The sequence below is a fragment of the Algoriphagus oliviformis genome, assembly GCF_017254915.1.
Taxonomy (GTDB): Bacteria; Bacteroidota; Bacteroidia; order Cytophagales; family Cyclobacteriaceae; genus Algoriphagus; species Algoriphagus oliviformis.
Genome location: NZ_JAFKCT010000006.1, coordinates 155258 through 168575 on the forward strand (window position 1 = coordinate 155258; position 13318 = coordinate 168575).

Annotated in this window: 10 protein-coding genes; 9 read left to right on the forward strand and 1 reads right to left on the reverse strand. The window is 53.4% G+C overall.

All coding sequences use genetic code 11. The features are described 5' to 3' along the window. Positions 1 to 71 precede the first annotated feature (71 nt). Positions 72 to 1052: a pyruvate dehydrogenase complex E1 component subunit beta gene (locus tag J0A68_RS14835; RefSeq protein WP_206579002.1), complete on the forward strand. Its 981-nt coding sequence runs from the start codon at positions 72 to 74 to the stop codon at positions 1050 to 1052. A gap of 255 nt (positions 1053 to 1307) precedes the next feature. Here J0A68_RS14835 and J0A68_RS14840 read toward each other — a convergent pair whose 3' ends face one another. Continuing rightward, positions 1308 to 3839, reverse strand: coding sequence for a TonB-dependent receptor domain-containing protein (locus J0A68_RS14840; protein WP_206579003.1), 2532 nt, complete (start codon positions 3837 to 3839; stop codon positions 1308 to 1310). Between the two features lie 259 nt (positions 3840 to 4098). Here J0A68_RS14840 and J0A68_RS14845 point away from each other — a divergent pair, with 259 nt between their 5' ends. The 8 genes from J0A68_RS14845 to J0A68_RS14880 all read left to right on the forward strand — a co-directional run bounded on the left by J0A68_RS14845 (position 4099) and on the right by J0A68_RS14880 (position 13241). Continuing rightward, positions 4099 to 5181: a sensor histidine kinase gene (locus tag J0A68_RS14845; RefSeq protein WP_236025607.1), complete on the forward strand. Its 1083-nt coding sequence runs from the start codon at positions 4099 to 4101 to the stop codon at positions 5179 to 5181. Continuing rightward, on the forward strand, positions 5178 to 5921 hold the full coding sequence (locus J0A68_RS14850) for a LytR/AlgR family response regulator transcription factor (RefSeq protein ID WP_206579004.1): 744 nt from the start codon (positions 5178 to 5180) through the stop codon (positions 5919 to 5921). The genes J0A68_RS14845 and J0A68_RS14850 overlap by 4 nt, the downstream gene beginning before the upstream one ends. Before the next feature lie 238 nt (positions 5922 to 6159). Then, on the forward strand, positions 6160 to 6636 hold the full coding sequence (locus J0A68_RS14855) for a nucleoside deaminase (RefSeq protein WP_206579005.1): 477 nt from the start codon (positions 6160 to 6162) through the stop codon (positions 6634 to 6636). Positions 6637 to 6722: 86 nt separating this feature from the next. Next, entirely contained in the window at positions 6723 to 7427 is a 705-nt protein-coding gene (locus J0A68_RS14860; protein WP_206579006.1) for an SGNH/GDSL hydrolase family protein, read from the forward strand. A gap of 330 nt (positions 7428 to 7757) precedes the next feature. Continuing rightward, positions 7758 to 9548, forward strand: coding sequence for a serine hydrolase (locus J0A68_RS14865; protein WP_206579007.1), 1791 nt, complete (start codon positions 7758 to 7760; stop codon positions 9546 to 9548). Positions 9549 to 9557: 9 nt separating this feature from the next. Continuing rightward, complete coding sequence (locus J0A68_RS14870) at positions 9558 to 10496, forward strand: FAD-dependent oxidoreductase (RefSeq protein WP_206579008.1); 939 nt, start codon at positions 9558 to 9560, stop codon at positions 10494 to 10496. A gap of 520 nt (positions 10497 to 11016) precedes the next feature. Continuing rightward, positions 11017 to 12135 (forward strand): hypothetical protein, encoded by a 1119-nt coding sequence (locus tag J0A68_RS14875; protein ID WP_206579009.1) that lies wholly within the window; start codon positions 11017 to 11019, stop codon positions 12133 to 12135. Between the two features lie 26 nt (positions 12136 to 12161). Then, positions 12162 to 13241, forward strand: coding sequence for an Ig-like domain-containing domain (locus J0A68_RS14880; RefSeq protein ID WP_206579010.1), 1080 nt, complete (start codon positions 12162 to 12164; stop codon positions 13239 to 13241). Positions 13242 to 13318: the final 77 nt, after the last annotated feature.

Genomic DNA, 13318 nt, shown 5'->3' on the forward strand with positions numbered 1-13318 from the left:
AAAGAATGGGGCAGCTTTTGCTTTTGCCCGATTCCTTTCTATTTTTACGAGCCAAAATTTTGTCTTAACCAATGAGAGAAATACAATTTCGGGAAGCCTTGAGAGAGGCGATGTCCGAGGAAATGAGACGTGATGAGAACGTTTTTTTGATGGGTGAAGAAGTAGCCGAGTACAACGGTGCCTACAAAGTATCCCAAGGAATGCTCGACGAATTCGGTCCAGAGCGCGTGATCGACACCCCTATCGCCGAGTTGGGCTTTGCTGGCCTGGGCGTGGGCGCCGCGATGAACGGGCTGAAGCCGATCATCGAGTTCATGACCTTCAATTTCTCTCTGGTAGCCATAGACCAGATCATCAACTCCGCCGCCAAGATGTACTCCATGTCTGGCGGAGCTTATTCCGTGCCCATCGTCTTCCGCGGCCCTACCGGCAACGCAGGCCAGCTGGGCGCGACCCACTCTTCCAACTTCGAAAACTGGTTTGCCAATACTCCAGGCCTGAAAGTGATCGTACCATCCAATCCCTATGATGCGAAAGGCCTCATGAAAGCCGCCATCCGTGACCCAGATCCGGTGATCTTTATGGAGTCCGAAGTGATGTATTCCGACAAGGGAGAAGTGCCTGAGGGCGAATACCTACTTCCTATCGGCGTGGCTGACATCAAGAGAAAAGGCAAAGACGTGACGTTGATTTCTTTTGGCAAGATGATGAAAGTAGCTCTGGAAGCTGCGGAAGTCATGGCCAAAGAAGGCGTCGACTGCGAGGTCATCGACCTGAGAACCGTCCGCCCTATCGACTACGCCACCTGCCTGGAGTCTGTGAAAAAGACCAACCGCGTCGTGATCGTGGAAGAAGCCAACCCAATTGCGGGAATCTCCTCCGAACTGACTTACCACTTCCAGCGCTATGCCTTTGACTTCTTGGACTCTCCGGTGATCCGCGTCAACTCCATGGATATCCCATTGAGCTACGGCCCAAGCTACATCGAGGCTACCCTTCCCAATGTGAAGCGTACCGTGGAAGCCATCAAAAAAGTAACATACAAAGCTTAAATTCACCCTAGAAACTCTGGAAAGCCCGACTCGTTTGAGCCGGGTTTTTTATTGTCCTACGGCCAGCTCTGATTGATGCGTCTGGTATTAAAAACCTGACAGGTCTTTCGACGAAGGAAAACCCACTTTTGGGACAAAAAAAGTCCGGCCCTAAAGGAGCCGGATTTTTTGTTACCCAATCTATCTATTTAATCTTCTATAAAAAGGATCGGAGCAGCAGCCTGGATTGGCTTGCCGCTCGCGCTCCGCTTATTTCTATTTGTTTCTCACTTGCGTTCCGCCTCCGGTCTGTCCGCCTTCCATCTGGCCGCCGTCGCCGCCTTCTTTCATGTCGTCATTGTTGATGGACTTTCTGCGACGAGGACGCTGATCCATGCTCATCTTGCCGATGCGATAGCTGAAGTTCACCTTGAAGTTCATGTTGCGCATGGCGTTGGTGCTGTTCTGCATGATAGTAGGCGTGATGATCTCGTTGTTGATCTTAAACTCCTTCATCAGGAAGTTTTCCGCACCGAAGCCGATTGAGCCTCTCTTCTCGTTAAACTGCTTGTTGAAATTCAGACCGTACATCGCAAATCCTCCTGAGCTGCCCTGCAGCTGTACCTGACGTCCTCTGGCAAAGGAGAAGACCTGTACCTGCCAATCTTTGGGAAGGGTATAGTTACCAAAGAGTCTACCGCTGATGACAAAACCGTCGTTTTTGGCCGCATACTGGGGATCGGTCAAGCCGTTGTCCAGCATGGCGTAGTAGAGGTCAGTACCGCCGTTCAGAGACAGCTTGTTGCTGATGTTGATGTTGAAGAAGATGTTGGCACCGACTGCCTGCTCCTGGCCGATGTTCTCATAGGTGGTGAAGATCACCCCGTCGTTTTGGACGGTTCTGAGTGGCTGGATAGATCCAGTCGTGTTTCGGTAGAAGCCGGTAAAGTTCAGCGTAGTGCTTTTGATGAAGGTACTGTAGCCCAACTCGTAGTTGTCGGTCATTTCCGGATCCAGTTCTGGATTACCCTGGGAAATCTGCTGCGGGTTGGAGATGTCCACGTTTGGATTCAGGTATCTCAGGGATGGACGCTGTATCCTTCTGTTGTAGGCCGCCTTGATCAGGTTGCCGTTTTTCAGCTTTCTGCTGGCGTTCAAGCTAGGCACGAAAGTTCCGTATGAGGGGATGTCCGCTTCAAATTCGGTTTTGAAATCCGCATTGATCGTGGTGTACTCGTATCTCATACCTGCCTTCAGCGTGTAGTCTTTCAGCAAAGGAGTGGTGTAGGACAGGTAGCCCGCAGTCACGTTTTGGTCGTAGCTAAACTCGTTGCTCAGCGAGGGATCTTCTATCTCGACGAAGTCGCCGTCTTCGCCTTCAGCCAGGTAGTAGGCAAAGTCGGAATAAGCCTTTCTCAGAATATTTTTTGCGCCATACTCCAGGATCTTGTTGCCTTTTTCATCCACCGGAGTCACGTAGTCCAGCTGCACGGTGAATTCCTCGTTTTTGCTTGGGTTGATGTTCTGGGTTCTGGAGAAAATATCCTCCAAATCGTCGTTGTCAAACAGCGTGTTGGTGAAGGAGTTTTCTCTGTCGTTGGCGCTGTACAGCGTCAATAAGCTGAGTTCTCTTCCTTTTTTCTCAAAAGTCCGGGTATAGTTGACGCTGACGTCGATGGAGTTGGAGTTGTCCAAAGTGTAGGTCTCTCTGTTTTGGGTCCTTGTCAGGACATCATCCAGGAAGTTTTGGGTAAGGAAGTCAGTCTGCCAGTTTTTGGAGTTTCTGATACCAAAGTTTACCGCACCGGTCAGGAAGTTGTACTGGTTGATGTCGTAGTCCACTCCGAAATTATAGCGGCCAAAGACGTCGCGACGCTCGGTATCTGCCGACTGGAGGGAGGTGGACACGGAACCATCCGCGTTGTTGGTCACCTGCTTGTTGTCAAAGCTACCCAGGATGTTGTATCCTGCTCTGCCGAAGCCACCGAGGGAGAATCCAAGTTTGCCTTTTCTGGCACTTCCCTGGAGGCCCAGGTTGGAGCCTCTGAGGCCAAAGCCCGTGTTCACGTTGAGCGTAGCGCCTTGCAGCGTATTTTTCTTGGTCACGATGTTGATGACCCCGGAGGTTCCTTCCGCGTCAAATCTCGCGGATGGGGAAGTGATCACCTCCACGGCTTTGATCTCGTCGGCCGGGATCTGCTTCAGCGCATCGGATATGGAGGAAGCGGCGATAGCCGAAGGTCGGTTGTTGATCAGAACGAGGATATTGGAGCTACCGCGCATGGAGACGTTTCCGTCCAAGTCCACGGAAAGCATCGGCACTCTTCTGAGCACGTCCGTACCGTCACCACCAGCGGTGGTTTTGTCGTTTTCCGCCTTGTAGATCGTACGGTCCACACGCTCCTCGATGAGTTCGCGCTGTCCCTGCACGGTCACCTCTTCCAGCGCCACGCCTTCGTCGGTCATGCCGATTTCGCCGAGGTTGATTTCGGAGGACAGGGAGTTGATGTTGACGGTTCGCTTGGCGGTCTCATAGCCAAGGAAGGTCAGGTGGAGTTCGTATTCCCCTACCTCATATCCGGTGATGTAGAATACGCCGTCTCCGTCTGCCACCGCTCCGGAAGTGCTCACTTCCGTACCCGCCTTATATAATGCGGCGGTAGCGTAGCCTACGGCCTCGCCAGTCTTGAGGTCTTTGGCGATTCCTCGGATTCGGCCTGCTGTCGCCCCAGCCTGTGGCTGCTGGGCAAAGGCCAAGCTTGTTCCTAACAAGAAAAAAGCAAGTGCTAGATTGAGTAAGTTTTTCATGGGTCTGTTTTCAAAAGAGGGCTTCTGCCAATTGTTACCCCAAAGTTGCCTGCAAAGTTTCGCCCCAAAAAATCTAATAGACCAGCAGGTGCATCCTATCGACAAATCCCCCCAAGACGGAGACAAAAGCCCCAAAAACCCCGACAAACCGGCTTCATCCGACCAATCAGCGGATTCATAGGCAGAATGGTCGGGTTTGTAGATTTGATTTGAGAGTGAAAAGTAAAATCCCTTAGTTTGGAAACTGAAAACCAACGGAATGGCCTTATTCATCCCAAAAAAGAACCTTTCGCTGATCGTACACCTCCTCGGGTGGATCATGCTCTGTGTGGTGCTGCTCCTGCTGTCTCCGCTCTCCTGGCGCATGGGAGAGGTCCAGCTGCCCGTCCAGTTTTGGGCTAAGCAGATTTTTCTGGTCGGCATCCTGATCACGATCTTCTATTCCAATTCCTCCCTTCTGGTACCCAGAGTCCTCCTGGAGGGGAAAAACTACCTCTACCTTCTCGGCATCATCGTTGGCGCAGTGTTCTTCTATGGACTTGTTGTTTACTTTGAACAATTCATCGGGTACGGCAAGGCAATGCACGAGACCTTCAACCCCGACAGGCCTTGGGACCCAAAAAAACGATGGATACCCGGAGACGTCTTCCAGGTCCTGCTCTATGTGATCTCCATCGGACTGAGCACCTCGGTGGCGCTGGTGCAGAAATGGCAGCACGACGAAAGCCGCCGCCGCGAGCTGGACCGGCAGCGTGTCAACACCGAGCTATCGTACCTCAAGGCGCAGATCAACCCGCATTTCTTCTTCAACACGCTGAACAACATCTACGCACTCACCAACCTCGACGTGAGCAAGGCCCAGGAAGCGCTCCTGAAGCTGTCGCGGATGATGCGCTACGTCCTCTACGAAAACCAAAAGAACGAAACGCTCCTCTCCAAAGAAGTCCGCTTCATCGAGGACTACATCGAGCTGATGAAGATGCGCCTTTCCTCCAAGGTGAAACTGAATATCCAGATAGAAGAGCCCAAGGAAGACCTCATCATCGCCCCCATGCTGCTGCTGCCCTTTTTGGAAAACTGCTTCAAGCACGGCATCAGCTCCCAGCAGGAGAGCGAGATCCTGATCAAGGTGGAAATCATGGGCGACACGCTCTTTTTCGAAACCCGAAACCACATCTTCCCCGTCAACCCGGACAGTCCCGAAGCGCACGAAAACGGCATTGGTCTGACCAATACCCAGCGCCGACTCAGCCTCATCTATCCCCAAAAACACCGCCTCAAATTTGGTAAAGACGAGGCGAAACAGGAGTATTGGGTAAACCTGACCATCAACCTCTCATGATCCTCAAATGCGTCGCCATCGATGACGAGCCCCTGGCCCTGGAGCTGCTGAGCAAGTTCATCAGCCAGACGGCCTTTCTGAAGCTGGAGGCGAAGTTTTCCAACGCCATCGAGGCCCTGGGCTACATCAACCTCCACGAGGTCCAGCTCATCTTCATGGACATCCAGATGCCCGACCTCTCGGGGATGGAGCTGGCGCGGATTCTGGATGGGAAAAAAAACTCCGACAAGACCCGGATTATTTTTTGCACGGCTTACCACCAGTTTGCCATCGAGGGCTACAAAGTCGAGGCACTCGACTACCTGCTCAAGCCCTACAGCTACGAGGACTTCCTCAGCGCGGCGACCAAAGCCTACCAGTACTTTGAGCGGGTCCACAATGCCCCGGCCGCAAAAGCGGCAGAGGCAGCACCGCAACAAGACTACATTTTCCTCAAAGTCGAATACCAGCTGGTCAAGGTGATGCTCAAGGACATCACCCACGTGGAAGCCTACAAGGACTACGTCAAAGTCCACCTGCGGTCCAAGCCCAACCCCCTGCTCTCCCTCACCAGCATGAAAAACATGGAAGAGCTCCTGCCCTCGGACAAGTTCATGCGCGTACACCGCTCCTTCATCGTGGCGCTGGACCAGATCGACTCCGTGTCCAAAAACGTCATCCAGATCGGCGAGCACCAACTCACAGTAGGCGAAAACTACAAGGAACAATTCCTCGAGTTTTTGGCTAAATGGATGAACTGAGTTCAGTCGGCAGTTTGCAGTCGCAGTTCGCAGTCGCAGTCGACAGTATCGTCACTGCGAGGAGGCATGACAAAGCAGTCTCGAAACCTCAAGCCCTGTCACTGCGAGAAGGATCGACGACGCAGTCTCGAAGCCAATAACATCGTCACTGCGAGGAGGAACGACGAAGCAGTCTCAGAGCATAGTTGTAGCAACGCCAAGCAGCTCCCCCATCAAACAATTTCCATATTTTTGGTGTATGAGCGAAGACCAAAAGAAATACATGCGCGCAGCCATAGCCCTGGCGAAAGAGGGAATGCTGGCCGGAAACGGAGGCCCCTTCGGCTGCGTGATCGTCAAGGACGGACAGATCGTCGGCCAAGGCTGCAACAGCGTCCTCGCAACCAATGACCCCACTGCCCACGCGGAGGTCGTGGCCATCCGAGACGCCTGCAAAAACCTCAACCACTTTCAATTGGAAGGCTGCGAGGTCTACACCTCCTGTGAGCCCTGCCCCATGTGCCTGGGGGCGATTTTTTGGGCCAGACCGGCCAAAGTGTACTACGCCTGCACCAAGGAAGACGCCGCCGAAGCTGGTTTCGACGATGACTTTATCTATCAGGAAATCGAAGTCAGCCCAGCAGATCGGCAAATCCCTATGGTCTCGATGATGCGGGAGGAAAGCCAAAAAGCTTTTGAGCTCTGGAAGGAAAAAGGGGATAAAAAGCTGTATTGAGGAGTTTTGATTGATAATTTACGCTGTCTAAAACCAGCTTTTGCCTTCTTTTAGGCACCTTGCTTTTTCAATAAAACCCATTTCCCATGAACCCAATCAAACACCTCCCTCTCCTATTTCTGCTTTTTCTTTCCAGCAGCCTTTTTGCGCAGCAGGAGATAAAAACCTCCTTCAACTACGGCAAGTCGGTGGCGGTGTTTGGGGGTTCGGTATCGGTCATCCCTCCCAGCGACAGTGCCAAGATCCTGTGGAAGGAGCGACTGGGAATGAGCATCACCAACTATGGCGTGCCTGGGGCTGGCTTCTCCTCGCTTCAGGGAAAATCCCTGCAGAAGCAAGTGGACGAAGCGGGAGTCTTTGACATCTACATCCTCTGGGCCTCCACCAACGACTACACCAACAAGCGGGAAATCGGCAGCAACACCGACTTCACGGAGTTTGACGGATACGACAGCAGCAAGCTGACCACCCAAGCCGGAGGCATCAACTACTGCATCAAAAAAATCTACGAGCTCAATCCCAAGGCACAGATCTATTTTTTCACCTCCAGCAAAGCCTTCAACGACCGTGGAGCCTACGACCCTGCCGTGCCTGACGGCATGGTGCGCTACGTGGACATGCAGAAGCAAATCTGCGAGCTTCATGGCATTCCCTACCTCGACCAGTTCACCCTCGGCGGCTACAATGTGTACAACAAGGACCTCTACTACGTCGACCCCATCCACATGAATGCGGAGGGCTACAAAAAACTGGGTGAGTTGCAGGTGGCTTTTTTGGCTTTTCCCCACTGAGAAAAGTACGGCGGACAGGGCTGCGTCCTATTTTATGATTATCCGCTTTTATGCCAGTAGGCAGCCGAGACAAACCGAAAGAACGCTAAAATTGGCGCTTTGCCCTACTTCGGTCGCCTGTGCTGAGCATAGCCGAAGCATCGATCATCGCCTGCCCGACGAGTCGGGGTCTTCCGACATGCCTGAGCACACAGACCCGATTGAAGAAGCAAATTCGCTTACTGGCAAGATTGCGGCTAATCGTGTTCTATTTTCCCCTATTTTGGAGAAGCAATGCCGACGACGCGGTTCATTGCCTTTTTTTCAAGCTTCTTTCCAACGAAACATCCCATGAACAAACCGCTACTCACCCTACTTTTTGTCCTTTGCGCCACGCTGACCTTCGCCCAAAAAAGACTCGACACCAAAAGCCTGGAAGAAAAGCTGACAGCCATACAGGCGGCAACCAAGACCGTGGGCTTTTCGGTGGCGATAGTCAAAGGCGACCAGGTGGTTTATGCCAAGGGTTTTGGCTACAGTGACTTGGAAAACAAGGTGCCTGCCGACGAAAACACGCTCTATGCCATCGGCTCTTCGTCCAAGGCCTTCACCGTGGCGCTCTTGGGCATCATGGAGGAGGAGAAAGGATTAAAATTCACCGACAGCCCGAGAAAGTACCTGCCCGAACTGGAATTCCACAACGACGAACTCAATGACCAAGTCACCATCCTGGACATGGTCAGCCACCGCACGGGACTGCCCCGACACGACCTGTCCTGGTATCTTTTCCCCACGGAAAACAAGGACAGCCTCCTCGCCCGGGTCAAATACCAGGAGCCCTTCACCGGTATCCGGGAACAGTGGTACTACAACAATTTCATGTATCTCGCCCAGGGCCTGATCACCGAAAAGCTCAGCGGCAAAAGCTGGGAGGACAACATCCGGGAGCGCTTTTTTCAGCCCCTGCAAATGAATCGCTCCAACCTCAGCATCGCCGAGCTACAGCGGCAGTCAAACATCTCCAAGGGCTACAACCTGGAAAACTTCAAAACCAGCAAAGTCACTCCCTACTACAACATCGCCGCGATCAGCCCAGCCGGTAGCATCAACAGCAGTGCGAAGGAGATGGGCAACTGGGTGCGGGTTTGGTTGAACGAAGGCAAGCTTGGCAAAACTCAAGTACTTCCCAAAAGCTACGTTGCCAAGGCCGCCAATCCCCTCATGCTCGTGGGCGGAGGGATCGCTGATCCCAAATTCCCCGACCAGCACCTCAACAGCTATGGCTATGGCTGGTTTACCTCATCCTACAAAGGGCACTACCGCATGGAGCACGGCGGCAACATCGACGGCTTCTCTGCAAACGTGGCGCTCTTCCCCAGCGACAGCCTCGGCATCGTCGTGCTGAGCAACCAAAACGGCTCCGCACTGCCAAACTTGGTGAGAAATGCCATCTCCGACGAACTCCTCTCCCTGGAGAAAACAGACTGGGTGGGCTACTACCAAGAGCGCTTGGAAAAGGCCAAAGAGCAACAAAAGAAGTCCAAAGAGGACGCGAAGTCGAGCAAGGTTCCCAACACCCGGCCATCCCATAGCCTAGTGGAGTACACCGGAAAATACCAGCATCCCGGCTACGGGACCTTCCGAGTGGAATTCGCCAACGATTCGCTTTGGGCGCAGTTTACCCGGGAGAGAACCTACCTCAGCCATACACATTACGATGTTTTTGCGCTCTATCCGGTCACGAATGGAAAGGTGGACACCACCTCGGCCGTCGGCTTCAACGTTAACTTTCAAACCAACGACCTCGGAGACATCTCCGGTGCCGACCTCAAGGTGGAGCCCACGCTGGATCCTATCTTTTTCGGCAGAAGTCCTGAGAAAGCCGCGGTAAGCCAAGAAACGCTCCAAGGCTACGTCGGCAGCTACCTGCTTTCGGGGATGGAATTGAAGGTGTCGGTCAAAAGCGAGCAGCTGATGCTTTTGGTACCTGGGCAGCCGGAATACACCCTGATTCCGACCAAGGAGGACGAGTTTGTCATCAAGGGCCTAAGCGGCTACAAGGCGCGGTTTGAAAAGACTGAATCGGCCTTCAACCTGGTTTTGATCCAGCCCAACGGCACCTTCACCGCCACCAAAAAGTAGGCGCAGGCAATGAAATCGGCGACGGTCGTGGGATGTGGCATCGTGGGTTTGACCGCTGCCATCGCGCTTCAGGAGGCAGGCTTCCGTGTGAAAATAGTGGCGAGGGAAAAGCACGGAAACACCCTCTCCGCCAAAGTTGGGGCGATTTGGTTTCCCTTTGAGATTCAACCCAAAGAGAAAGCAAACGCTTGGGCATCCTTGGCCTACCTCCGCTACCAGCAGGATCTGAGCCCGCACAGTGGCGTTTCGTTTATTCCATTTACCACCGCCTACACGGCTGAGAGCAACTCCGATTGGACGGAGCTGTTGCCAAAAGGAGCGGTTCGGAAGGCTTTGCCTTCTGAACTGCCGAGAGGAATGGAAACCGCTTTTATTTCACTCGTTCCCTTGGCTGAGCCGACCCATTACCTTCCCTACCTTTTCCAACGGTTTGTCGAAAACGGCGGCTCTTTTGAAGCTGTCGAGATTGCTTCACTGGAAGAGCTCGCCGCCCTGGATCGGCTGGTGGTCAATTGCAGTGGACTTGGGGCAAAACAGCTTTGCCAAGACGAAGACCTGCACCCCATGCGGGGCCAGATTCTCCGCTGCGAAAAGCTGCCCGTCGCCTCTTTTGCAAACCCCACCAAAAAAGGCGCGCTGAGCTATGTGATCAACCGAAGCGAAGACTGCGTCATCGGTGGCACGGACTATGAAAACGACTGGAATGAAAATGCTGACCCGGCGGACACCGAGCTGATCTTGGCACGATTGAAGGACACGGGCGTCTCGGAAGAACCAAGAATCCTGGAAACAGTCGTTGGCCTACGCCCCCGAAGATCCGCGGTGCGATTCGAGTTTGATCCGGTGTACGCTGGCGTTTTTCACAACTACGGCCACGGAGGCGCGGGATTCACCGTCGCTTGGGGCTGTGCTTTGGAGTTGGCGAAAATACTCGAGACCAAAACGTAAGGCTTTCATTCCTTCACCCAGGTTACCGATGAAAGATAGCTCTGGGATCCATCTAAATCCGCAAACCGTAAGGGTGAAAAACCACACTTCCTTTGGCCCATCTAGCAACAACTATAGTTGGGATAGGCGCGGTGGGCTGACGCAGCAGCGAGCCGGCGTCAGGCCTCGTGCGGTGGAAGCTTTGCTGCGTCTTGATTTTTTCGTTCTTTTTTATCAAGAAAAAAGAACAAAGAAAACATGTAAGCAAAAAGAACCTTGAAGCGAAATCCCACTGGTTGAGGCAAGATTTGACGACTCAAAAAAATTAGACCAAAACAAAAATCCCTTCTTGACCTAGCTTAACAAGCTAACCGTAGTCGCTCGGGATCCCGACCTTCCGTCTCCCTCTTCGCTGCCGCAAAGCCTAATTTCCCCTTGTGAGGGCCGCTCCAACCCCGCCTATCTAAATTCACTTTGAATCGAGGCCTATTTCCCATAAATTCCTTAGCTACAACCAGATAACACATAAACCCTACCTACCATGAAAAAGCCAGCAGTAATTTTTGGAGTATGTGCGCTGATCGCGGCACTCGCCGCCTTCACCTTTCGGGCGGAAGAGTCGCCCTACAAGCTGAAACTAGGCACCCCGGAGATCAAGTCCATCACCTCTCTGGCCTTTGGCCCGGACGGCATCCTGTTCATCGGGGACTCCAAAGGCGCCTCCGTCATAGCCCTGAATACCAAGGATGCGGCAAATGCGGAAATCCAACCGGTCAATATCGAGGGAATTGACAAAAAACTCGCCGGCATGCTGGGAACCACAGCGGACAACCTCTCCATCCTGGACATCGCCGTCAATCCCATTTCCAAGAAAATCTACCTAGCCGCACAGTCTGGCGATGGCACGCCGGTGTTGCTCTGCATGGAGGGGGAAAATATCAAACCGGTAGCCCTCAAAGACGTGGAGTTTGACATCGTGGTGCTCAACAACTCCCCGGCCGAGGACGCCAAAGACGGAAGAGGAAGACCTCTCCGCGTTTCTTCGATTTCCGACTTGGGCTACGCCGACGGGAAACTGCTCGTGAGCGGCCTGTCCAACCAGGAATTCAGCTCGACTTTCCGAAGTATTCCTTTTCCATTCACCGACAAGCAGGACTATGCCTCGCTGGAAATCTTCCATGCCGCCCACGGCCGATACGAGACCACCTCTCCCATCAAGACCTTCACCACCGCCGAGGTCAACGGCAAAGAATACCTGATCGCAAGCTACACCTGTACGCCCTTGGTGCTTTTTCCCCTGGATGAACTGAAAGCCGGAACGCATGTCAAAGGAAGAACCATAGCCGAAATGGGCAGCGGCAACCAGCCTCTGGACTTGGTCAGCATGGAAAAAGACGGCAAGTCCTACCTTGTGATGTCCAACTCCAACCGCCCCGTTTTCCGGGTAAACTTTGACGACATCGAGAGCTTCGAGGGATCGCTCACCGAGCCTGTCACCGCCAACTTTGCGACAGACGGCGTGGACTTCGTCTCCATGCCCATGACCAACGTCCTGCAGCTGGACAAAATGAACGACGACACCATGGTCATCCTACAGCGCAGATCCAACGGTTCGCTCGACCTGTGGACCACGGAAAAAGCCCAGCACTTGTTGAGATAATGGGTTTCAGGCACGTTCCGATCAGGTTGCTTCTAGCAAGCAGCCTGATTTTTTTTGGCTCTTGGCTGAGCTACTCCTGTTCCGGTAGCCCGCCGACAGAGATTTCCATCCTTTGGGAGGAGGAAAAAGCCGTTGGGCTGATCCTGTCGGGAGACCTGGCAGAAAACCGGGAAATGGCGGATTTCACCTTTCATCTGGGAGGGGCAGAGAGTAGTCCGGCCATTCTCGGGGAGCTGAGTCTGGCCGACGAGGGCTACCTTTTCACCCCGCTGATCCCCTTCACCCGGGGACAGCGCTACGAGGTTCGTTACCAAGGCTTGACTATAGGCAGCGTCGTTGTCCCGAGCCTGTCGGCGGAAGAGGCCGGACTGGAGGTCTTGGCGATCTATCCAAGCCTAGGCCAGCTCCCGGAGAACCAGCTCAAGTTTTACATCCAATTTTCCAAACCCATGCGGGAAGGGCAATCCGGCGCCTGGGCGACGCTCCTGGACAGCAAAGGGGACACGGTAAAAGGCGCCTTCCTCGACTTGCAGCCCGAGCTCTGGAATGAAGACCAAACCCTCCTCACCCTGTGGCTGGACCCAGGCCGGATCAAGCGCGATCTCATCCCCAACCAAAAAATTGGCGCTCCGCTTCAGGAAGGACAGTCCTATCAGCTGGTTTTGTCCGAGGCTTGGCCGGGAAAAAACGGCGGGAATCTCCTCCGTCGCCACGTCAAGGACTTTGTGGCCAACGCCAGGGACAGCACTTCTCCCAAGCCCGATACCTGGAATTTGGATATCCCCAAAGCCGAAACCTTGGGATCGCTGACGATTGACTTCCGAGAGGCCTTGGACTACAGTCTACTCCAGGAGGTTTTTGCGATCAAAAGGCCGGAAGAAGCGCTTATCCCCGGAAATTGGACACTGGGACCGGAAGAAAAAAGCATCCGCTTCACGCCGGAAAAGCCCTGGCAAAAGGGCGTCCATCTCCTGGAAATCGAAAGCCGTTTGGAGGATCTCGCCGGCAACAACCTCAATCGCCCTTTTGAAACCGACCTGCTCAACCCCGTTCGCACGGAAAAAGAAACGGAGCTGAAACAGCTGCATTTTGAGATCAAAGACTGAGAAAGCTGGAGAAGCCCTACAGGATCTAGGTGACTAAAATCACTGCCATTGTCTGGAAAAATGGGCAGTTTGAGCTC